29 protein-coding genes, 1 tRNA gene and 1 riboswitch are annotated in these 20,680 nt (G+C 42.0%); of the genes, 12 read left to right on the top strand and 18 right to left on the bottom strand.

From position 1 onward, the window contains the following. The first annotated feature begins 211 nt into the window (after positions 1-211). From ACNO7B_RS05870 to ACNO7B_RS05860, 3 genes are read left to right on the top strand one after another with little or no spacing between them, the layout of a single operon-like run. Positions 212-688, top strand: coding sequence for an ImmA/IrrE family metallo-endopeptidase (locus ACNO7B_RS05870; RefSeq protein WP_417901301.1), 477 nt, complete (start codon positions 212-214; stop codon positions 686-688). Between the two features lie 10 nt (positions 689-698). Next, positions 699-1,316 carry an N-terminal phage integrase SAM-like domain-containing protein gene (locus tag ACNO7B_RS05865; RefSeq protein WP_235562243.1) on the top strand — a complete coding sequence of 206 codons (618 nt, stop codon included), beginning with the start codon at positions 699-701 and terminating at the stop codon, positions 1,314-1,316. Then, positions 1,259-1,906: a site-specific integrase gene (locus ACNO7B_RS05860; protein WP_417901300.1), complete on the top strand. Its 648-nt coding sequence runs from the start codon at positions 1,259-1,261 to the stop codon at positions 1,904-1,906. Before ACNO7B_RS05865 ends, ACNO7B_RS05860 begins: the two co-directional genes overlap by 58 nt. A 130-nt stretch (positions 1,907-2,036) precedes the next feature. On the opposite strand, the gene ACNO7B_RS05855 is transcribed toward ACNO7B_RS05860, so the two are convergent. From ACNO7B_RS05855 to ACNO7B_RS05845, 3 genes are all read right to left on the bottom strand, one after another. After that, positions 2,037-2,109 (bottom strand) — tRNA-Val (locus ACNO7B_RS05855). A gap of 128 nt (positions 2,110-2,237) precedes the next feature. After that, positions 2,238-3,416: a cystathionine beta-lyase gene (gene metC / locus ACNO7B_RS05850; RefSeq protein WP_417901299.1), complete on the bottom strand. Its 1,179-nt coding sequence runs from the start codon at positions 3,414-3,416 to the stop codon at positions 2,238-2,240. Continuing rightward, complete coding sequence (locus ACNO7B_RS05845; RefSeq protein WP_417901298.1) at positions 3,413-4,531, bottom strand: methionine biosynthesis PLP-dependent protein; 1,119 nt, start codon at positions 4,529-4,531, stop codon at positions 3,413-3,415. Before ACNO7B_RS05845 ends, metC begins: the two co-directional genes overlap by 4 nt. A 79-nt stretch (positions 4,532-4,610) precedes the next feature. Next, a riboswitch (SAM riboswitch) is annotated at positions 4,611-4,732 on the bottom strand. Positions 4,733-4,952: 220 nt separating this feature from the next. On the opposite strand from ACNO7B_RS05845, the gene ACNO7B_RS05840 reads away from it, so the two are divergent. The 3 genes from ACNO7B_RS05840 to ACNO7B_RS05830 are packed head-to-tail and all read left to right on the top strand — an operon-like array spanning position 4,953 to position 6,702. Further along, the gene (locus tag ACNO7B_RS05840) at positions 4,953-5,693 is read left to right on the top strand and encodes an esterase family protein (protein WP_008348407.1); all 741 of its coding nucleotides are present in this window, start codon (positions 4,953-4,955) and stop codon (positions 5,691-5,693) included. A 52-nt stretch (positions 5,694-5,745) separates the two neighbouring features. Next, positions 5,746-6,261, top strand: coding sequence for a YjcG family protein (locus tag ACNO7B_RS05835; RefSeq protein ID WP_017359656.1), 516 nt, complete (start codon positions 5,746-5,748; stop codon positions 6,259-6,261). A gap of 6 nt (positions 6,262-6,267) precedes the next feature. Next, positions 6,268-6,702 carry a GNAT family N-acetyltransferase gene (locus tag ACNO7B_RS05830; protein ID WP_008348412.1) on the top strand — a complete coding sequence of 145 codons (435 nt, stop codon included), beginning with the start codon at positions 6,268-6,270 and terminating at the stop codon, positions 6,700-6,702. An 83-nt stretch (positions 6,703-6,785) separates the two neighbouring features. Here ACNO7B_RS05830 and ACNO7B_RS05825 read toward each other — a convergent pair whose 3' ends face one another. Then, positions 6,786-7,043, bottom strand: coding sequence for a hypothetical protein (locus ACNO7B_RS05825; protein WP_008348414.1), 258 nt, complete (start codon positions 7,041-7,043; stop codon positions 6,786-6,788). Between the two features lie 126 nt (positions 7,044-7,169). On the opposite strand from ACNO7B_RS05825, the gene ACNO7B_RS05820 reads away from it, so the two are divergent. Beyond that, positions 7,170-9,479, top strand: a complete 2,310-nt coding sequence (locus ACNO7B_RS05820; RefSeq protein WP_417901297.1) for an ATP-dependent helicase — start codon at positions 7,170-7,172, stop codon at positions 9,477-9,479. A gap of 16 nt (positions 9,480-9,495) precedes the next feature. Here the strand turns inward: ACNO7B_RS05820 and ACNO7B_RS05815 are convergent, their stop codons facing one another. The 5 genes from ACNO7B_RS05815 to ACNO7B_RS05795 form a co-directional block, all read right to left on the bottom strand. Beyond that, the gene (locus tag ACNO7B_RS05815; protein ID WP_008348417.1) at positions 9,496-9,753 is read right to left on the bottom strand and encodes a stage VI sporulation protein F; all 258 of its coding nucleotides are present in this window, start codon (positions 9,751-9,753) and stop codon (positions 9,496-9,498) included. A 136-nt stretch (positions 9,754-9,889) separates the two neighbouring features. Continuing rightward, positions 9,890-10,027 (bottom strand): YjcZ family sporulation protein, encoded by a 138-nt coding sequence (locus ACNO7B_RS05810; RefSeq protein ID WP_008348419.1) that lies wholly within the window; start codon positions 10,025-10,027, stop codon positions 9,890-9,892. 84 nt (positions 10,028-10,111) lie between these two features. Next, positions 10,112-10,333 (bottom strand): hypothetical protein, encoded by a 222-nt coding sequence (locus ACNO7B_RS05805; protein ID WP_008348420.1) that lies wholly within the window; start codon positions 10,331-10,333, stop codon positions 10,112-10,114. A gap of 84 nt (positions 10,334-10,417) precedes the next feature. Then, complete coding sequence (locus ACNO7B_RS05800) at positions 10,418-10,546, bottom strand: hypothetical protein (protein ID WP_008348422.1); 129 nt, start codon at positions 10,544-10,546, stop codon at positions 10,418-10,420. Positions 10,547-10,617: 71 nt separating this feature from the next. Beyond that, entirely contained in the window at positions 10,618-10,968 is a 351-nt protein-coding gene (locus tag ACNO7B_RS05795) for a DUF1360 domain-containing protein (RefSeq protein WP_019743061.1), read from the bottom strand. A 177-nt stretch (positions 10,969-11,145) separates the two neighbouring features. On the opposite strand from ACNO7B_RS05795, the gene ACNO7B_RS05790 reads away from it, so the two are divergent. The 5 genes from ACNO7B_RS05790 (at position 11,146) to ACNO7B_RS05770 (ending at position 13,781) form a co-directional block, all read left to right on the top strand. Continuing rightward, positions 11,146-11,532 carry a spore coat protein gene (locus ACNO7B_RS05790; RefSeq protein WP_007498962.1) on the top strand — a complete coding sequence of 129 codons (387 nt, stop codon included), beginning with the start codon at positions 11,146-11,148 and terminating at the stop codon, positions 11,530-11,532. Between the two features lie 44 nt (positions 11,533-11,576). Then, a complete protein-coding gene (locus ACNO7B_RS05785; RefSeq protein ID WP_008355377.1) occupies positions 11,577-11,912 on the top strand; it encodes a hypothetical protein in 336 nt (111 codons plus the stop codon). 88 nt (positions 11,913-12,000) lie between these two features. Then, positions 12,001-12,486 (top strand): spore coat protein, encoded by a 486-nt coding sequence (locus tag ACNO7B_RS05780; RefSeq protein ID WP_008348431.1) that lies wholly within the window; start codon positions 12,001-12,003, stop codon positions 12,484-12,486. Between the two features lie 147 nt (positions 12,487-12,633). Then, positions 12,634-13,125 (top strand): CotY/CotZ family spore coat protein, encoded by a 492-nt coding sequence (locus ACNO7B_RS05775; protein ID WP_417901296.1) that lies wholly within the window; start codon positions 12,634-12,636, stop codon positions 13,123-13,125. Positions 13,126-13,337: 212 nt separating this feature from the next. Next, a complete protein-coding gene (locus ACNO7B_RS05770; RefSeq protein ID WP_008348434.1) occupies positions 13,338-13,781 on the top strand; it encodes a CotY/CotZ family spore coat protein in 444 nt (147 codons plus the stop codon). A 37-nt stretch (positions 13,782-13,818) separates the two neighbouring features. On the opposite strand, the gene ACNO7B_RS05765 is transcribed toward ACNO7B_RS05770, so the two are convergent. From ACNO7B_RS05765 to tenA, 9 genes are all read right to left on the bottom strand, one after another. Then, positions 13,819-14,394: a CotO family spore coat protein gene (locus tag ACNO7B_RS05765; protein WP_304717258.1), complete on the bottom strand. Its 576-nt coding sequence runs from the start codon at positions 14,392-14,394 to the stop codon at positions 13,819-13,821. 113 nt (positions 14,395-14,507) lie between these two features. Further along, positions 14,508-15,284, bottom strand: coding sequence for an enoyl-ACP reductase FabI (gene fabI, locus ACNO7B_RS05760; protein WP_003211867.1), 777 nt, complete (start codon positions 15,282-15,284; stop codon positions 14,508-14,510). A gap of 150 nt (positions 15,285-15,434) precedes the next feature. After that, positions 15,435-16,241 carry a bifunctional hydroxymethylpyrimidine kinase/phosphomethylpyrimidine kinase gene (thiD, locus tag ACNO7B_RS05755; RefSeq protein ID WP_410684790.1) on the bottom strand — a complete coding sequence of 269 codons (807 nt, stop codon included), beginning with the start codon at positions 16,239-16,241 and terminating at the stop codon, positions 15,435-15,437. Between the two features lie 17 nt (positions 16,242-16,258). Then, positions 16,259-17,272: a thiazole biosynthesis adenylyltransferase ThiF gene (locus tag ACNO7B_RS05750; protein ID WP_410684792.1), complete on the bottom strand. Its 1,014-nt coding sequence runs from the start codon at positions 17,270-17,272 to the stop codon at positions 16,259-16,261. Then, positions 17,269-18,036 (bottom strand): thiazole synthase, encoded by a 768-nt coding sequence (locus tag ACNO7B_RS05745; protein ID WP_007498979.1) that lies wholly within the window; start codon positions 18,034-18,036, stop codon positions 17,269-17,271. Before ACNO7B_RS05745 ends, ACNO7B_RS05750 begins: the two co-directional genes overlap by 4 nt. A gap of 4 nt (positions 18,037-18,040) precedes the next feature. After that, the gene (gene thiS / locus ACNO7B_RS05740; RefSeq protein WP_024720130.1) at positions 18,041-18,244 is read right to left on the bottom strand and encodes a sulfur carrier protein ThiS; all 204 of its coding nucleotides are present in this window, start codon (positions 18,242-18,244) and stop codon (positions 18,041-18,043) included. Continuing rightward, positions 18,241-19,353 carry a glycine oxidase ThiO gene (gene thiO, locus ACNO7B_RS05735; protein WP_417901295.1) on the bottom strand — a complete coding sequence of 371 codons (1,113 nt, stop codon included), beginning with the start codon at positions 19,351-19,353 and terminating at the stop codon, positions 18,241-18,243. Before thiO ends, thiS begins: the two co-directional genes overlap by 4 nt. Then, on the bottom strand, positions 19,337-19,954 hold the full coding sequence (tenI, locus tag ACNO7B_RS05730) for a thiazole tautomerase TenI (protein ID WP_417901294.1): 618 nt from the start codon (positions 19,952-19,954) through the stop codon (positions 19,337-19,339). Before tenI ends, thiO begins: the two co-directional genes overlap by 17 nt. After that, positions 19,929-20,639, bottom strand: coding sequence for a thiaminase II (gene tenA, locus ACNO7B_RS05725; RefSeq protein ID WP_046527496.1), 711 nt, complete (start codon positions 20,637-20,639; stop codon positions 19,929-19,931). Before tenA ends, tenI begins: the two co-directional genes overlap by 26 nt. Positions 20,640-20,680 lie beyond the last annotated feature (41 nt).

Genomic DNA, 20,680 nt, shown 5'->3' with positions numbered 1-20,680 from the left:
TCATCAATAAAAAGCACGTCTATGTTTTTTAAAAGGTCCATCTTCTCTGATAACTTATCGAAATTTTTTCTAAGATCCTTCAAACTGGGCTATTTTTCAGAACAAAAAACAGAATGAATGTTCTTTTTCACTTGAAAATAAGTCGTTAGCCTCAATTAATTTATTCTAAACCATACTTTTATCCAGTGTTAATGCAGTAAATTTGGAGGGGATGCTTCACTTATACTCAAAGCCATTTAGAAGACTGGATCGGGAGGTTTTAAGAGGTAAACAGATTACATCGCCATCAGACTTAGAAATAATTGAATTATGCCGAAAAATGAACATTTTCATCGTGCAACATGAAAAACGAACCTGTATGACTGAGATATGCGGTGTCTATGTTATAAGCATTGATAGTAGATCAGATCCATTTCAACAAAGATGCGAACTAGCGCATGAACTTTGGTACATTTTGATTGAAGGTGGGAACAATGCAGTGATGCCACATCAATGGAAACAATACCAAGAATACAAGGCGAACTATTTTTCATACCATTTCTGCATTCCGACATTCATGCTGAAAAATTTAAACCTACCCGCTGATCAAAACAAAGCAGCACTACTTGTCGCAGATATTTTCAAAGTGACTTGCGAATTTGCTAAACGTAGGCTAGGCCTATACTACAACAAAATCAAATATCATTGAGGTGTTAAGAATGGGAACTATTGAACAAAGAAGTAAATACACTTTCCGTTTGACCACTGAGGGTGAGTATGTAAACGGTAAACGCAATAAAGTGAGAAAGCCAATAAAAATAACAGATGAATCATTGTTGAAAAAACCCAAGAAACTTGAAAAATTTCTAGAACAAGAGTTACTAAAATTTGAAATTGAGGTTCAAGCGGGTGCCTATATTACACCTGAGAAAATGGTTTTTTCAAAATTCGTTGATGAGTGGCTTGAGAAAAAGGCAACCAAAATTTATGAAATTACTAAGCTAGATGTAGTAAAGCAACACATGAAAAATCATATCCTTCCTGCTCTAGGTGATAAGGAACTTGGTAAAATTAATAGCAAAAAAATTGATGATTTAATGCATTCTCTTACCCTTGACGGTGCTAGAAAAGATGGAAAAAAAGGCGGTTTAGGTTCTGCTACGCAAAAAGATATCTATTCTATTCTTGATAGAATTTTCAATACTGCTGTTCATGAGTGGTCGATCCTTCCTGAGAACCCTATGAAAGGACTAAAACCACCAAAAATCGAAAAAAAGAGATGGGATTTTTTGATTCAGAAGAAGCTGCTTTGTGCATTTCTAAACTATATGAATTAGAGCCTATTTGGTGGAGAATGTATTTTTTAACAACGTTAATTGCCGGTACAAGAAGAGGTGAGGGTCTGGCTTTAGAATGGAAAGACGTTGATTGGGATAAAGGAGGATTGAATATAAGCCGCAGTTTGTCCAAGACTAAAAATGGAGAAGCGTATATAAAAGCCACTAAAAACAAAAAAAGTCGTTTCGTTTCAATGCCTGAATGGTATATGGAAGATTTACAGAAATATTATTTGTGGTGGAGGAAAGAAAAAATGAAAGTTGGTGAAGAATGGGAAGGCGGTACATTTGAATTTTTATTCCACAACGGCATCGGAAAACCATTTTACTATACAACTCCAACCGCTCGATGGGATAAGTTTAGAAAAAAAGCTGAGATAAAAGAAATAAGGCTTCATGATCTAAGGCATACAATGGTTACTCTTCTTATTGAAGCTGGTGCTCAAATGAAAGCCATCCAAAAAAGAACTGGTCATGAAAGCCTTAAAGTTCTTTCTGACACATATAGTCATGTAACAGAAAAAGTTGATAAAGATACAGCTGATAAATTCGATGTGTTTAAAACAGCTCGTAGCGAAATCGGAAATTAATTTAAATATTAATAGACCATTTGATCAATTTCATAACTTTTTTTGAAAGAATGGCCCCACAAGTCGAAATCTTTGTTTTATGTGGAAAGATAAAAACAAAAAAACCCTTGCTAGGCAAGGGTTTAAACGATGATTCCGACTGGGCTCGAACCAGCGACCTCTACCCTGTCAAGGTAGCGCTCTCCCAGCTGAGCTACGGAATCAGGTTATGTATCAGTTCTGGGCTTTCTGTTACTGACAGTCTCTATTATATAACCATCATGATCAGTCGTCAATGGTTTTGTTCAAAAAAGGCGAAAAGCCGGTATACGCACCGGCTTTTTACTGACTTTTATGATTGGTTCACAAGAGCTGGCTTTAGTTGATCTAGTGCTTGTTTGAAGTCCCTTTTGAGGTCTTCTCCGTTTTCTACGCCCACACTTAATCGAAGTAAACCATCCGTGATGCCTCTTTTTTCTCTTTCTTCTTTTGGCATAGCGGCATGGGACATTTTGGCCGGATAGGAAAGAATGGATTCGACTGCTCCGAGGCTGACGGCGAATACAGGTAATGTGACGCCATCGACCAATTCTTTGACAGCCGCTTGGTTTTCTAGTTCAAATGAAAGAACAGCACCTGCACCGCTCGCCTGCTTCCGCTGAATGTCTGCCCCTGGGTGATCATCTAATCCTGGGTAATATACTTTTTTGACCGCAGGATGTTCTTTGAGGAATGAAGCCAGTTCTAATGCGGTTTGACTGGCTTTTTCTAATCTGACTTGAAGGGTCTTTAATCCTCTAAGCACAAGCCAGCAATCCTGTACGCCAAGTACCGCCCCGAAGGAGTTTTGCAGCGAATAAAGTTCGTCTCCTAGCTTCTCATCTTTCACCACGGCTAAGCCTGACAGTACATCACTGTGGCCGCTTAAAAATTTCGTTGCGCTGTGCAGCACAACGTCAACACCAAGGTCCAGCGGACGCTGAAGCGCAGGCGTTAAAAATGTATTATCTAAGAAAGTCAGACAGTCATGCTCTTTCGCAATCTGTACGACACCTTCAATATCCGTAATACCGAGTGTAGGGTTTGACGGTGTTTCCATGTAAATGACTTTTGTATTTGATTGAATGCCTTGTTTCACTTCATTCAAATTGGTCATGTCCACAAAGGTATGCTCAATCCCAAATCTTGAAAGAACTTGGGTGATCATTCGGAAAGTCCCGCCATACACATCTTTTGTGACAAGGACATGATCTCCTTTTGATAATAGAAGAAAAGCGGTTGAAATGGCTGCCATACCTGACGCAAAGGCAAGCCCTCTCGTTCCTCCTTCTAGCGCTGCAATGGTATCCTCCAATGCCTGACGTGTAGGGGTGCCTGATCTGGAGTAGTCATATTGACCAAAGTCATCGAAGCTGCTTTGGTGAAACGTCGATGCATGTTGAATCGGCACACTGACTGCACCTGTTGAACGGTCTGTTTTAAACGCATTATGAACGAGTTGTGTTTCTAGTGTCCAATCGTGTGTGGTCATTTCGTGTGTACCTCCTCTTTCACATTTGATAGTGCCTGTTTCAGGTCTGCTTTTAGGTCCTCCACATGCTCAATCCCGACTGAGAAACGGAGCAATTTGTTACACACACCGTTTGAAATACGAATCTCTTCTGGGATGTCCATATGAGTTTGCGTTGCAGGATACGTAATGAAGCTTTCGACTCCGCCAAGGCTTTCAGCAAAACAAATCGTTTTCAGCTGCCTCAAAAATGGATTGACCCAGTCCTCTTTGGCTACTCGGAATGACAGCATGCCTCCCTTGCCTGGGTAAAGGACATCTTGAATTTCCGGCTGCTGCTTTAGAAAGTCAGCTAATTCCTTCGCATTTGCTTCGTGCTGGCGCATTCTCAGCGCCAATGTTTTCATTCCTCTCATTAAAAGCCATGAGTCAAATGGAGATAAAACCGCCCCGATGGCGTTTTGATGCTGGAACATGTCTTCCGATAGCTGCTCCCCTTTTGTGACGACAAGTCCGGCAAGAACATCGTTATGTCCGCCTAAATATTTGGTGGCACTATGAATGACAATGTCCGCTCCGAGTGTAATCGGTTTTTGCAAGACGGGCGTATAAAAGGTGTTATCCACAATGACCAATGCACCGTGTTCTTTTGCGATTTTCGCAACCTTTTGAATATCCGCTTCCTGCATGAGTGGGTTTGTTGGCGTTTCAATAAAGACGGCTTTTGTATTTGGCGTCATTTTAGAGCGTAAACAGTCTTCATCTGAAAAATCATCATAAACAAAGCGCAGTCCGTACTTTTTCCATTCGTTTTCAAATAGACGGTATGTACCGCCATATAAATCTGATGAAACAATGAGTTCATCCCCGCTCTCAAACAGCGCCATGATCGTTTGGATGGCAGCCATTCCCGAACTGAAGGCAAAACCGGCCGTTCCTTCTTCGAGTGAAGCAATCGCATCTTCTACAAGCTGCCTTGTTGGGTTTTTTGTCCGAATATAATCAAATCCTGTTGATTCCCCAATGCCTCTATGTCTGTAAGCTGTTGAAAGATAAACGGGAGGACTGACAGTTCCAGTCGCCTCTTCGCTGCGGTTTCCAATTTGCGCTAACTTCGTTTCCACATGTTCTGTCATTTGACACCATCCTAAGTAAAAATCTAATTTCAAAACAGAAAAACCCCTTCTTCATAAGAAGAAGGGGTTTAATCGCTTCCTCTTATCTTCCAAGCAAAAAAGCTGCTTGCTGGATTTAGCACCTTGGTACATCACATGAAGTGATGCATACCGGTTGCTGAGGTTTCAAAGGGCCAGTCCCTCCACCTCTCACGATAAGAATGTGTTGTCTGTCTGTTCTAATTCTTAATACTGTAACGCATTAAACCTCATTTTTCAAGGGGAAATGTAACGATTAATTAAAATTTTCTGTATTTTGCAGCAGATTGGATGCCAGCCAATTTGATTGCATGTTAGCATATAGGAACAACGCTGTTTTTCGTGTTACAATGAATGGAAACGTTTCACTTATGATGAATTTGGTTAGCTGGAGGAATGGATTATGGTGAAGAAAACAGGCATCATTCAAGAAGAAACCTTACAGTCAAAAGAACTTGGGGCAGATATGACCATTTTGATTTATTTGCCAGTCAATTACTCCCCCCTTTATACATATCATGTCATCATTGCACAAGATGGTCATGATTATTTCCGTCTAGGTAAAATAGGCAGACAGGCGGAAGAATTAATGCAAAACAAAGAAATGGAACGCTCGATTATCATTGGTGTCCCATATGAAAATGTGACTGAAAGGCGAAATACGTATCATCCAGACGGACCAAAGTTCGAGGCGTATAAACGCTTTTTGGCAAATGAACTAGTTCCCTATATTGATGAACACTATCCAACGTATCAAGTTGGATCAGGTCGTACATTTATTGGTGATTCATTAGGTGCTACGATCTCACTTATGACAGCCGTTGATTATCCTTCGTTATTTGGCGGACTGATTTTGCAGTCTCCTTACGTGGATGAGTCGGTTCTGCAAGCAGTCAAACAGTCATCATCCCTTGCTCATTATGCCATTATCCATCAAATCGGGTTAGAAGAAACAGCTGTGAAAACGACAGATGGGCAAGTGCTAGACTTTATTCAGCCGAACGAAGAATTAAAGGTCCTTTTGGAGAAGTCCGGTGCGGATTATTTATTTGAGACATTCGAAGGCGATCATAAATGGACGTTTTGGCAGCCGCTCATTTCGCCTTCGTTAAAAAGAATGCTCCCATATTCGTTAATCAACTGAATTTTGTTATAATAAAAAATAATAAATACTTTCTTAATCAGGAGGGAACATGATGAAATACGGAGTTGTTTTATTTCCATCAAAAAAATTGCAAGACATTGCGAACTCTTATCGGAAACGTTATGATCCGAACTATGCACTCATACCACCTCATTTAACATTAAGAACACCTTTTGAATTAACGGATCTAGAAGCAGCTGAGGTCGTCTCCACCTTGCGAGAGTACGCAAAAAATGCTTCTCCTATTACGTTACGTATTAAAAAATTCAGTTCATTCGCTCCTGTAAACAACGTGATTTATATGAAAGTAGAACCGAACGAAGAATTAATGGCTCTCAATGAGAAGTTGTACACTGATCCGCTTGCTGGTACACCTGAATATGCATTTGTTCCGCATGTGACAGTGGCTCAAAAGTTATCAGACGATGAGCATTCAGACGTTCTAGGCACATTGAAGCTGAGAAAAATTGACCACGAGGAAACGGTTGACCGCTTCCATCTTTTATATCAATTAGAGAACGGTTCTTGGACCGTTTATGAAACATTTATCTTAGGAGAAGAGGGTTAAAGACATTTGAATACAGTCATCGTAAAAGAACAAACACAACGAGAAGATGCTTATTATGTTCGAAAAGAAGTTTTCGTAAAAGAACAAGAAGTCCCGTTAGAGATTGAAATTGATGAACTTGAGGACGAAGCCATTCACTTTGTCATTTATAATGATGACAACAAACCACAAGCTGCTGCTAGACTGCGCATAATTGAAGGTCATAAGGCAAAGCTTGAACGAATTTGTGTATTAAAAGAGGCGCGCTCTTTCGGTCTTGGCCACCAGCTTTTAGAAGCACTTGAGTCTGAAGCGATGGCAAACGGGGCGAAAGAAGCTGTCATGCATGCACAAGTCCAAGCTCTTCCTTTCTACGAAAAGAAAGGCTACAAAGCCGTTTCAGAACCGTTTGAAGAAGCAGGGATTACACATGTCAAAATGACAAAAACACTATCCGTTTAACGACAATAAAAAGCCAGGGCATCATGGATGCCCTGGCTTTTTATTGATTCCATCTCGTTCGCTCAGGAAGAAAGCGCAGTCATTTAGACGTAAGTATTGATATGAACGCCCTTGCCTTCTTCCATAAACATATCTCGTACAAAGCGTTCCCGCTTTTTTTGCTGTACTTTCGTTTCCGCTTCTGTCACTAAGTCCTCTTTTTTCTCCAGCTCTCTGTATACCTTGTCATGAAAGGTGCGGGTGACCTTCGTCACTTTCGCATAGTCTTCTTTATCCTGAGGAGCAGGACGATTGATATATTGAAAATACAGATCCGGCTGAATCGGGGCTATATATCCCATCAAGAACGCCTCCTTTGCTTCTCTTCTACTCTACTATTCCCTAATTATGACTGTTTGAAACACGCCTCATTTGATATGATTAGATGTGTTTCTTTTTAACATTGATTGACTATTGGAGGACTAGCTTTGAAATGCGCACGACGACATGATCGAACGATCTCATTACATACATATTCGAGAGAACACTATCAATTCCTCCATGATGAGGGGAAAAAAGGGCATTTATCTTGCCCATATTGCGGACAACCCGTCTTTTTTAGATTAAATATACATGAAGAACCTGCCTTTATCCATAAGCAAATATCTCAGCAAGAGATTTGCGAAAAAAGAGAACAACAAGAGGAAAAGAAACCGGCTGAACGAGAGGAACATGCATCCTACAAAGAACTTGGCGGCTTTCGCTTTCCAACCGGCAAACAGATCATCTCACAAACAGAAGAATCGGATGACTGGCAGGGACCACGATCCATTCAATTTGGCGAAACCTTTCATTTAGAAAAGAATGAAGAAGTGCATACCATTGACCTCTTTCCACACATCACCTTTAGCGCACCGCAGCTTCAAGCTGTCACACACAAAGACGGTCCGATGCTTGTGCTGGCTGGCGCCGGTAGCGGGAAAACAAGAGTACTGACAGCAAGAGCTGCTTATCTGATGTCGCACCATCAAATCCCTGCTCACCATATCCTGCTCGTGACCTTCACCACAAAAGCAAGCAGTGAAATGAAAGAAAGACTGCGTATGCAGTATCAGCTTCATCCTTCACAGGCGAGCCAAGTTGTGACAGGCACATTCCACAGTCTATTTTATAAAATGCTGCTTCACGATGATCGGGGCAAATGGAACGGACAGCATTTGATTAAATTCGACTGGCAAAAAGAGCAGTATATTCGCAAAGCGATCATGCATGAAGGACTTGATGAAAAAGACTATCCAACCGATCAAGTGCTGCAATCAATCGGCTATTGGAAAAATGCTTTTTTACCAAACGAACTTCCTGAGCTGAAAGATGAAAAGGAAAAGCAAATGTGGACAATCTATCAGTCATACGAACAGCAAAAGCGTGAAAATCAACAATTTGACTTTGATGACATGGCGATTGCCTGTTTACACATGCTGAATAAGCAGCCTGAATTGCTCAAACAATATCAAGAACGATTCAAGTATATTTTAGTAGATGAATTTCAAGATATTAATCCCGTACAATATCAATTAATCCAGCTTTTAGCTGGAGAATCCGAGCAGCTATTTTGTGTAGGCGATGATGATCAAGCCATCTATGCATTTAGAGGAAGCAATCCTGCTTTTATTCTTAACTTCAAACAGGACTATCCTTCGGCCGAGATCGTCCATTTACATGCAAATTACCGCTCTCATCATACGATTGTCGCAAGTGCTGACGCCATTATTAAGAAGAACCAGCATCGTTACGAGAAAACGTTAAAAGCCGTACGCGTGGAGAAAATTCCGCCGACTCTTTTTTATCCATATGACGAAGAAGAGGAAGCGACCATGATCGTAGCAGATATTCAGGAGAAAATTAAAAACGGTGCGAAACCGAATGACTTTTGCGTGCTGTTTAGAACGAATACAGGAGGCCGTGCGATTTATGAACGTCTTCATCAATCGGCGATTCCGTATCAAACCGATGCTGGCGTAAAAGCCTTTTATAGCAGAAGAATTGTTCGGGTGCTGCTCGCTTTTCTTTCGCTCAGTCAGGATGCAGATGATGTCGCCGCAATGAAGCTGCTGCTGCCCGTTTTCTTTTTAAAGCAGCAAACACTGAATACCATGAAGGCGCTGACCATTACAGAAGATTGTTCTATGGTAGAGGCACTTGGAAAGCTAACAGACATTCAGCCGTTTCAGCGCAAAAAACTACAATCGATCGTTCCCCTGTTTCGAACGTTAAAATCGTTAAAGCCATCTGAAGCTGTAGCGTTTATTGAACAAAGGATGGGACTTGGTGATTATTTAAAAAAACGTGTGAATGATACGAATGTGCTTGAAAAAGGAACAGATGATGTACGAGATGTGAAAACAGCGGCGAAACGTTTTGAAACAATTGAAGCCTTCCTCGCTCATGCCGAACATATGAAATCTGCTGAAAAGGAAAAATCAGATAAACCAGGCGTTCAGCTCATGACGATCCACCGTGCGAAGGGACTAGAATTCCAAACAGTGTACATCACGAGCGTGGTTGATGGGGCGCTCCCTCATGACTTTGCACTTGATGAGCTGAGAAACGGTGATGAAGAAGCCATTGAAGAGGAGCGGCGCTTATTATATGTTGCCATGACGAGAGCAGAACAATCCCTTTATCTATCCGTTCCATCATATAGAAGAGGAAAAATGGCTCACCGCTCCCGCTTTTTGTACCCTCTTTTAAAGAAAAATCGTGAATTATTCACACAAAAACAACAGGCCCCCCTTTAAATGGAGAGCCTGTTGTTTATTTTTTGTTGTTCATCATTTTAGCGATTGTATTAAAATCAAGCTTTTCTTTTCCACTTGTGATCGATTGAACGATTTTGTCTTCCATTTCTTTAGGTACACGTTTGTTTGCAAGCTGCGCCACTTTTTTAATGACACCTCGTACGGTATTCTCATCTTTAAAGTTCGCGTTTTGCAAAGAACCTGCAAGCTTAAAGACATCATTCATATTTACACCTGTTTTATTTTCCACACTTTTAAAGAACTTATTATCCATTCCTTTGCCTCCTCTTTGTGGAGTAATCACCTTACTATATGAAAATAGGCGAGATATGTGCCTATCCTGCTGCCTTGTTAGCAAAGAGAAAGGAAAGCAAAAGGCTTCCCTATTGCTTCCCTCACCTTCTTACTGTTTAGTTAAAGAAAGAAGCACCAACGATGATTAGAAGAATGAAAAGCACGACGACAAGAACAAAAGTTGAACCATAACCGCCGCCGTAGCCGCCGCCATAACCTCCGCAATAACCGCCACCGTAACCGTAACAACTCATATTTAAGCACCTCCTCTTCTCCCTTACAAAATATGAAAAATACATGAAATGGTTTGGACGATCACATAAAAAAGTGCGGAATTTTTATTTCTGCTGTTTAAAGACGTAATCTGCCTCTCCATGACGGATCATGAATGCTTCTGTTTCTTTCGCAAAAGTATCCATTTTCTCGCCAAATGCTTTTAAGTGCTCTTCAAGATCCTTCGCTTTATTCGCTAGATCCATTTCAGCTTTTTCGTGCGCTTGCTCTTTCCCATCATGGGGTTTAGTGAACAAGGAACCGATTAATTGTTCGAATGCATCCATTCTGGTCACCCCTTCTCTCTTACATATGCATCACCCAAAAAAAGGGCAACAAAAAAACCGGATAAATCCGGCTTTTGTTTTTCCCTATTGAGGTTTCTTTTTCTTCCCGCAGCCGCAGCCCGTCTTCTTGATTTTCTTCGTATATACAGATTGTTGATTTGACTGCGCTGGATACCCTTGAAGCATATGTGACGGTGTTTCAGTTGGTTTCATCGCAACCCTTCCTTTCCTATTCCATGTTAGTATATGCATTTTCTTTAAGCGTGTCTGATCAGAATGCCTGTTTATTTCACAAGCTTCGACACGACTGCTTCAATCAAGCCTGCTGCGGCGGCAATCGCTAATAGTAAATTAAGCCACATGCTGATGACAGGAAAAAATATGTATATCGCAAGTAAAGCAGCAGTGCACCACATACCCGTACACCAATAACAGCTTAACAGCTCTCCTATCCAAGATCGCAGTCCCTTCCCCTTAATGACGATATAGGTCTCGACTTCACCTTGTTCGTTTACCTCTTCTTGCTCTTCATGAAATAGACGGCGAAAGGGGGCTGTAATCGTATCAAACACGATCAATCTCGTCAGCCTAAAGGATGCGAGGGCAAATATAGCAAATGACAAAGCGCCGCTCATGGAACCTCCACCTCCTTCATTCTTCTTTTTCCGTCCTTTCTTTATATATGCAAAAAGAAAGACCGCCATGATGAATCGGGTGTAAATAAAATTGGGTTGTACTTTTTCATGCTTTCCGATTCCACCTTGAGCCTCTGCTGCATTAAATAATGTATAGATAAGAAAGGAGTGAAAGTATTGTCTATTGAAGAAAGTGCTGATTTATTATACACACAACTGTTAAACGAATTAATCAGCAATTATGATGATTTCATCGAGATCAAGGATTCCGAAAATGTCACGATTCATAAAACAGATGTAACAGCCGCACTCTCCCTTCAAGCGACCGTAACGACAATCATTACTCTTTTAATTCAAATTCTTGTACCAGATGATGAATTGGCTGCAGACATCACAGAACAGCTTTTAGCTGCACAACAAGTGACAGTTCAAAAGAAAACCGTGATTCAAATCATCAATTGTTATAACGTCACGATTACATTATCTGATGCATCCATTATGAACTCCGTCCAAATTCTCACTCAAACACTGAATGTACTTTTAGTTGAAGCCGGCATTCTTTGACCCTTTCTTTTTCTAACATCATGTATGAAAGAGGTGAAATAATCGTGGCTGAAGAGAACGAAAAAAAGGAGTTTCAAATCAACACTGATGTTGATCCATTAACAAGCCTTCTTGTGAGTGATATTTTAAACAAAAATAATGTCACAGATGATCAGAAAGCAAACCTTTCAGAAGATCAAAGAAGGATGATTTTGAAGCTGGTTCAGGATTTACAAAAGAAAGCAGATGATTTCGTACAGCAGCAGCAGGAGAAAAAGCGTCAGGCAGAGGCAGCAAAACATGCAGAAGAGGTCGAGCCTGAACCACAAGTGCGCCCTAAACGAAATTCACTTCGAGATCGTATCCAGCAGCGCCGTCAAGCGCAGCAAAATAACGATTAAATAAAAATGGGTTGCCTGCTAGGATAAATGCCCGAGACAAAACCAATCATTCCAGCATTTAATAAAGTAAACGGAAGGAGGAAAAGAAATGGATTCTAAACCATACTCTTGGGTCGCTCTAGATCGTAACTGTACACACCACGGCGATTACCATCATAACTACGAAAGAAAAGCAGTTTGTGACGGCCACTATTATGATGATGAAGATGTTTTACAAGACTTTGATCAAGTGAGTGTCACAAAGCAGACATCTGAGGAAGTCATTATCGTTAGAGATTCTTGTGACATTAACGTTTCTTCTGTTGATGCACAGGTTGCAGCATCTATCCAAGCAGCTGTTCAAACAGCGATCATCACCATTACAAACATCTCAATCGCTGATGGTGACCTAGCTGACCGCGTCACGCAAGATCTCTTACAAGCAGCTAGCCACAAACAAACAAATCGCCAGAAACTTGTCATCGAAAACTCTAGAAACGTTACAGTCTCTACAATCGATGCGGACATCTCTATTGCCATCCAAACGCTTACACAGACACTTGTTGCGACGATCGTTGCAATTGGTATCCTCTAATGTACAAAAGCAGAGCGAAAAGCTCTGCTTTTCCTTTTTCTAAAAATACAACAAAGATAAATAGTCATTTACCCACACCAACTAGAGGGCGCATACATATGTTGTTAAGGACTAAAGTCAAATACCTTGTTAAAGGAGCTGAAATCCATGAGCTGCGGAAAACACCATGGCCGACATGATGAAAACTGTGTATGCGATGCGGTTGATAAGATTTTAGCAGAGCAGGAAGCTGTAGAAGATAAATGTCCTACGAGCTGCTACAGTAATTTATTAAGCCCGACAGTTTCTGGAAAAGATACGATTCCGTTTTTACTTTTTGATAAAAAGGGCGGATTGTTCTCTACTTTCGGAAACATTGGAGGATTTGTTGACGATTGCCAATGCTTCGAATCCATTTTCTTCCGGGTTGAAAAATTGCATGACTGCTGTGCCACATTATCTGTATTAAGACCTGTTGATGTACACGGACATACGCTAAGCGTTTGTCACCCTTGCGATCCTGACTTCTTTAGTTTAGAAAAAGCGGACTTTTGTATCGAAGTTGATTTGAACTGTTTCTGCGCGATCCAATGTTTAAATCCAGAACTTGTCGACAGAGTCATGCCAACAAAAGATAAAAAGCATCATCACCACGGCTAAACCAATCGCCCGCTCATCTAACTTGTCATAAGTCAAAGCATCCCCTTCCTCACGAATGACAACCAATCATGCGGAGCAGTCAGCAAAAGGCGGCCGCTTCCGCATTGATTGACATTAGATGCATCAACCGGCGAGACACATAATAAAGCTTATAGATGATGATGACAGTGCTCAAACACTCAAACAAATTTCCTTGTATAGGAGGGTTGAATATGAGCCGCAAACATTCATGGAACTGTGTAGCAGAGGCTGTTGAAAACATAAACGACTTACAAAATGCCGTCGAAGAGGATTGCCCGACCAGCTGTTACAGCAATCTCCTTTCTCCATCACATTCATTAGGTGACACTGTCCCGTTTGTTCTATTTACCTCAAAATCAAAACCATTCGTTGCATTCGGAAACGTCGGAGAAGTAGATGCTGGCCCTTGCTTCAGCACTGCATTTTTCAGAGTCGAACACATCTCTGATCACTGCGCAACACTCAGCTTGCTTATTGCATTTGACAAAGATCGTCATATTTTAGATTTTACAGATAAAGATTCCGTATGTGATGTGTTCCGTTTAGAAAAATCAAAGTATTGCATTGAAGTAGACCTTGACTGCTTCTGCGCAATCGAGTGCTTAAATCCAAGACTCATCAACCGTAGCTGCTAACAAAAAAAGTCCCGTTATGGGACTTTTTTTATGTTCATTAAAAACCAAGTGGATGAATAGAAGAAATATCACCAATTGCTAATTCCACTGGATTACCGCCGCCTGCTGTGCGGATGACGACCATATTGTCTTTTCTCTCCATGATGATCCCTCTATATGTTTTTCCATCGGCTTCAATGAGGCAAAGCGCTCTTGGCATATTATGCGGCAGACTTGTAAGAAAATCGACTTTCTCCTCGATATTCATTTGGCTTAACGGCTTCTTCACTCGTTTTCTTCTTGGTTCTTCTTTTGTTTCATGAAATACGCCTTCTGGCTGTTTTTCTTGTTCTTGTACTGGCTCTCGATTTTGTGAATTATCTTTTTCTTGATTGATCTCCCGCTCTTGCTGTAGCGCAGGCGGCTCTTCTTTTTTCTGCTTTACTTCCTGTGATATAGGTTCTTGCACGCTCTCTTCAATGGCATCCTCTTTGGCGCTTTTTTTGGTTTCTGAAGGTTTTTCTGACTTCTTTCGCTTTCTCACAATATTTTGCATGGCCGGTGCTGATTCATCATAGCTCGGCTGAACAATATACATAAGCGGCTTTTGATTCTCATCACCTTTATTTGACATACTGATCCCTCCCGAATGATTCATTCCTTATATATATGAGAGGACACCCCAAATCAGAAGAAAAATAAAAAACAGCATACCAGTGATAGGTATGCTGCAAATCATTTATTCGTTTAGCGGGCAATGATATGGAAGCCAGAATCAACATGAAGATTCTCACCTGTCATGCCGCGCGATAAATCACTGAATAAGAATAGTGCTGTATCGCCAACTTCTTCAGGAGTCGTTGTACGGCGAAGCGGTGCACGCTCTTCAATATCCTTCAGGATCGTATTAAAGCCGCTGATTCCTTTTGCAGATAACGTACGAATTGGACCAGCAGAAATGCTGTTCACACGGATGCCTTCCGCTCCAAGATCAGCTGCTAAGTATTTCACACTTGCTTCAAGGGCTGCTTTTGCTACACCCATGACATTGTAGTTAGAGACAACGCGCTCTCCGCCTAGGTAAGTAAGTGTGACAATGCTTCCGCCTTCTGTCATGAGCGGACGTGCTGCTTTTGCTACAGCTGTTAGTGAATAGGCACTAATGTTGTGCGCTAAAAGGAAACCTTCACGGTTCGTGTTCAAATATTCACCGACAAGCTCTTCTTTGTTCGCAAATGCAATCGCATGTGCAACACCATGGATGACTTGTACTTTTTCTTTAATCGTTGCAAAACATTTTTCGATTTCTTCATCACTTGTCACATCACAAGGAAGAATAATGGAATCATCACGCTCTAGCGTGCTTGCTAGCTCTTTCACTGATTCTGCCAGACGATCTCCAACATAAGTAAAAATCAAACGAGCTCCTGCTTCGTGAAGTGAACGAGCAATTCCCCAAGCGATGCTTCGTTTATTGGCAACACCCATCACCACAATATTACGGCCTTCTAAAGAAAAGTTCATATGTATTAAAGCCTCCTATTTTTTCAAGACATAGTATTAGTACCTGATCATAATCTTATCACAAATCACGAGATATTGACAATTTCCGCTGAAAGAAAGTTTTTATTTCAGAAAAAAAGACCGTCCTCACAAGTGAAGACAATCTTCTTTTTATGCTTTGACTCTGTTTTGCTGATAAGCAAAGTGGTTAGTCGGTCCGTGCCCAGCGCCAATATTCAGAGGAAATTTGATCGCCTCATGGACAAAGGTTTCTGCCGTTTCAAAGGCTTCCTTCATGGAATGACCTTTTGCTATTTCTGCCGTTAATGCCGCTGCAAATGTACAGCCTGTTCCGTGTGTATGTGGTGTATCAATATGTTCATTACTGAGTTCAAAAAAGCTTTTTCCATCGTACAAAAGGTCTGTAATGAGGCCGCCTGAAGGGCTATGACCTCCTTTGATCACAACATAGGACGTGCCAAGCTCATAAAGTCGTTCTGCTGCTCTATGGCGATCGTCTTTTGTCTGAATGCGCATGCCTGTCAGCACTTCTGCCTCAGGGAGATTCGGTGTGACTGCATAACTGACAGGTAGTAACTGTGTTTTCATAGCAGAGACCGCATCTTCATTTAATAAAGAAGCGCCGCCTTTGGCAATCATGACTGGATCGACAATTAGTTTCAAGTCATATTGCTTCGTCTTTTCAGCAACGACACTGATCATGTCGGCACTCCACAGCATTCCTGTTTTAGCGGCATCTGGCAACAAGTCTTCTGCTACTGCATCAATTTGACTTTCGAGCGCCTCGATAGACAGTGGATAAATACCGTGAACACCAAGTGTGTTTTGAGCGGTAATGGCCGTAATGGCGGACATTCCGTACACACCAAGCTCCTGAAAGGTTTTCAAATCTGCTTGAATACCTGCTCCACCACCAGAATCAGTACCTGCGATGGTTAATGCTTTTTTAATCGTCATGTCATCTCACCCTCTCATTAGCCAATCCATTGATGATAAATCGTTCTCGCTTTCGCAATATCATTTGTCCCATGTACAAGCGCTCTGCCATCTTTGAATAAAACGAGCTTGTACTCATCCTTCTGACACGAAAGCAAATAAGGATTTTCCAGCACATCCATTCCTGCTTTCTTTAGCTGACGGGCTACTTCATGCAGCGCCGGGGGTGCCCCTAGTGCACTGCGAATTTGTACGGTATTTCGTCCACATAATACATCTGCTTTTGCTCTTTGATCATATGAGAGAAATGGATATGTCTTAAGACCGCAGCTTGGACATTGTTTCTTTTTTAAAGACGTAACGGATCGAATATCAGATCGCTCGTTTGTCCATAAATCAAACGATCTTAATACCGGCGTGATTTGGTGTCCTGTTAAAAGCTTCAGTGCATCCGCCACTTGATAGGCCGCAACCTGTTGCACAACTGGACTAATAATTCCTGCTGTATCACATGTCATGCCTTGTGCAGGTAAATGCTCAAGTAGGCAGTGTAAACATGGTGTTTCACCAGGAATCACTGTGAATTGAATACCGTAGCTTGCTACACAGGCTCCATAAAGGAACGGAATTTGATGTTTGACGGCTGCATCGTTCGCAATCATTCTCACCTCAAAATTATCCGCTGCATCCACGATGATGGATGCCCCGCTGACGTACTCATCAATATTTTGAGCGGTCACGTCAAGGACGATTCCTCTCACGTGAACATCACTGTTCACCTGCTTGAGTCTTTTCTCAGCAGCCACAGCCTTTGGCAGCCGATCAAGAACATCTTGTTCTGTGTATAGCTGCTGACGCTGCAGGTTGCTCCATTCAATATAATCTCTATCCAAAATGGTGACAGATCCTACGCCGGCACGGACGAGCATTTCAGCACTCGCTGTTCCAAGTGCCCCAGCCCCAATAATGACGGCCTTTGAGGCATGTAGCCGTTTTTGTCCTTCCTCTCCAATAGGCCTAAAAAGCTCTTGGCGTGAATAACGTGTGCTCAAAATGCTGGCATTCCTTCCTGCGGACTGCTGGCTGTTCCATAGTTTTTGAGTGGAATACGGCCTGCCTCGAAACCGAGTCTTCCAGATTCAATCGCCAGCTTCATCGCTTTAGCCATTTTCACAGGGTCCTTTGCGCCAGACACGGCTGTATTCAGTAATACAGCATCAGCGCCCAATTCCATCGCATAAGCAGCATCCTTCGGAGAACCTACACCCGCATCAATAATAACTGGCACCTTTGCCTGTTCGATAATAAACGATAGATTCAGAGGGTTTAAAAGCCCTTGACCTGAACCGATTGGAGAAGCACCTGGCATAATGGCATGGACACCAAGTTCTTCTAATTTCCTTGCTAGCACCACATCATCTGACGTATATGGCAGCACGATAAAACCTTCTTCTAATAGCATTTCAGATGCTTTTAACGTTTCGACTGGATCTGGCAGAAGAGACCTTGAACAGCCAATGACTTCTACTTTGATCATGTCACACAGTCCAGAAGCTTTCGCTAAACGGGCAATCCGCACCGCTTCTTCCGCTGTACTTGCCCCGGCAGTATTTGGCAGCAATGTATAGGCTGATAAATCGAGCTGCTCTAAAAAATTGGGCTGTGATGGTTCAAATATGTTCATTCTTCGCACAGCAAAGGTCAAAATTTCAGCTTCTGATACGTTGACCGCCTCTTTTTGAACTTCAAATGATGGATACTTTCCTGTCCCTAGTAATAGTCTTGATGTAAATGTTTTTCCGCCAATGCGCAGCATGGTGTCATCCTCCTCCTACAAAGTGAACGATTTCAATCGTGTCATTTGGTTGAATTTTTACCTGTTGAAAGGCTTCTTTATCTATAATTTCTTGATTTTTTTCAACGATCACCACTCGGTTTTCAAGTTGATAGGCTGATAGCAGATCAAAAACCGTGCCATTTTCCTTATCGAAATCAACCATTCTTCCATTCAATTGAATTTTCATACGAACAATGCCTCCTTTCGCCCAATACGAAACGCATGAAGCCATTCCTTATTCACAGACTCGCCTACTATCAAGCCGCGAATGATTTCCCCCGTAATTGGCGCAAGTAAAATGCCATTTCGGTAATGTCCCGTTGCAAAAAGAATACGCTCGTCTTCTGGATGTTTTCCGATATAGGGGTGCCGGTCGCTTGTCGCTGGCCGAAGACCTGCCCAACATTGATCAATCGGCATCTCTCGAATAGAAGGCATGAGCTGAGATGCTTTGTGAATAACTGCTTCAATACCGCCAAGTGTCGGAACGGCCTGCCAGTCATTCGGTTTCATCGTTGCACCAATCACTAGCTTACCGCTATCCCTTTGAACGATATAACAATGATCATGATAGATGGTGTGTGCAAGCGCTGGACCGTTATTCCAAACAGACACGCATTCTCCTTTTACAGGATAGAGAGAATGTGATAACCCCAGTTCTTCTAAAAAACGGCCTGACCATACACCACTTGCTACAGTCAGATGATCACATGTGAAGATGCCTTTAGCTGTACTGACTGTCAATGTTTCTTTTCCCCTCTTTACATCAATAACGGGGGTAAACTCCTTCACATCCGCTCCGTGCCGAACAGCCGCCTGCCAAAAAGCCCTGCATACCGCATATGGCTCAACATGTACATCATCTGCTATCAAGCCTGCTCCTACGATGTCATCTGCAATTTGAGGCATACGTTCTTTTACGCTGCTTGCTTCAAGCCATTCAAATGTGGGCAAATACTGCATCCGGCAAAGCGCACGCTTTTCTTGTTCTGTAAAAGCCACCTTCATAATCCCGCCCACTGATGTCCGAATATCAATGCCCGATTCATGCTGAAGGTCGACCGTTAATTTTTCATATAAAGCCTGACTTTGTCTGCCTACTTGAAAGAAAATATCTTCATCACCTTCTCCTTCAGCATGTGCACCCAGCATGCCAGCAGCCGCACTTGTCGTTTGCTTCCCGATCTCATTTGCCTCAAATAAGACAATCTGCTTTCCTGCTTTTGCAAGGTGATAAGCGATCGACATCCCTATGATTCCACCACCAATGATTGCAACATCATAATGCTTGTTCATAAGGATTCTCCTTTCGCTTTTCAGAAAATGTTTGCGCCATTTTGCGCGGCTGAGGATGAGCAAAAATCCCCGACATGACGGCTATTCCTTTTAACTCAACATGCATCAATTCTGGCAATCGTTCTGGTGTGATTCCACCAATGACAACGACTGGAATGGACAGCGTAGAAGTCATGTTTTCCACAATCTTTATGCCTCTCGCCTGTAGTCCGGGTTTGCATGCGGTATCATACACATGCCCAAACATGACATACTCTGCCCCGTTCTTCTCTGCTGCTTTGGCTTCTTCTATCGAATGAACCGATACCCCCGCATGGAGATGAGGAAATTTTTGTCTTAATTCCTTTGGCGAAAAGCTGTGTCCTGGAAGATGAACCCGGTGAATATTGGTCAGCAGCGCAACGTCAACTCGGTCATTTATAATCAGCTTTTCTTTCGGAACACCTTCTGCTAGGAGTTGTTTCACGAGGTGAACCAGCTCACCTGCTGCCTTCGATCGTTCACGAATATGAATAAAGTCTACTTCAGACGCAATGTCTTTTATTTGCTTGATGAGCTCCCTGACAGGAAGCATATCATTTGTCACTGCATGGAGTTCCATTTGCACCAACCCCATCTAAGCATGCTGTTTGCCACATTTCTTTTTCATACGCCATCTCCCAGAAATGGTATTCGTAATAGCTCGAAATCACGAAATTTTCTTTCATATTAGCCCGCACATGTTCTGGCGCTTTTTCTGCAAGTTCATTAAAACGGTTCACCTGTTCAAAAACAAGCTCTTTAAACCAATCCCCGCCATATGTCAAAATCCATTCTTGATAAATCGGATGGTCAGGAGTTGTTTGTTTCAGTTTTTCTCCTACCTCATAATAAAGCCAGTAGCACGGCAATAATGCGGCTAAAATTTCTTCAAAACGACCGCTTTTCACAGATCGGTACATATGAGAGGTATATGCATAAGCAGTTGGAGAAGGTTTAAAGTTTGCCAGCGCTTCATCAGAGATCTGGAGCAGTTCTGTGAACTTTCTATGCAGTGATAGCTCTGCTTCATACGTACCCTGCGCATGATATGCCATTCTGCCTGTCGTATGTAAGTCCTCACTAATGGCGGCTCCATACGACTGTACTTTTGCAAAATGAGTTAAATAGTACGAATCCTGCATCACATAATAAGTGAAACGATCGAGTGAAAGTGTGCCATCACCAATCCCTTTCACAAAAGGGTGTGTAAAGCTCCCATTCCACCATCTAGCTGCTGCTTCTTTACATTCGTTCGAAAATGTCATGTTCCTCTCCTCCTGTTTTTCCATATAAAAAAACCACTTTC

This window comes from Bacillus sp. AK25 (assembly GCF_048270685.1).
Lineage (GTDB): Bacteria > Bacillota > Bacilli > Bacillales > Bacillaceae > Bacillus > Bacillus altitudinis.
The sequence above is the reverse complement of the archived record's forward strand: the minus strand, read 5'-3'. Positions and strand labels throughout refer to the sequence as shown.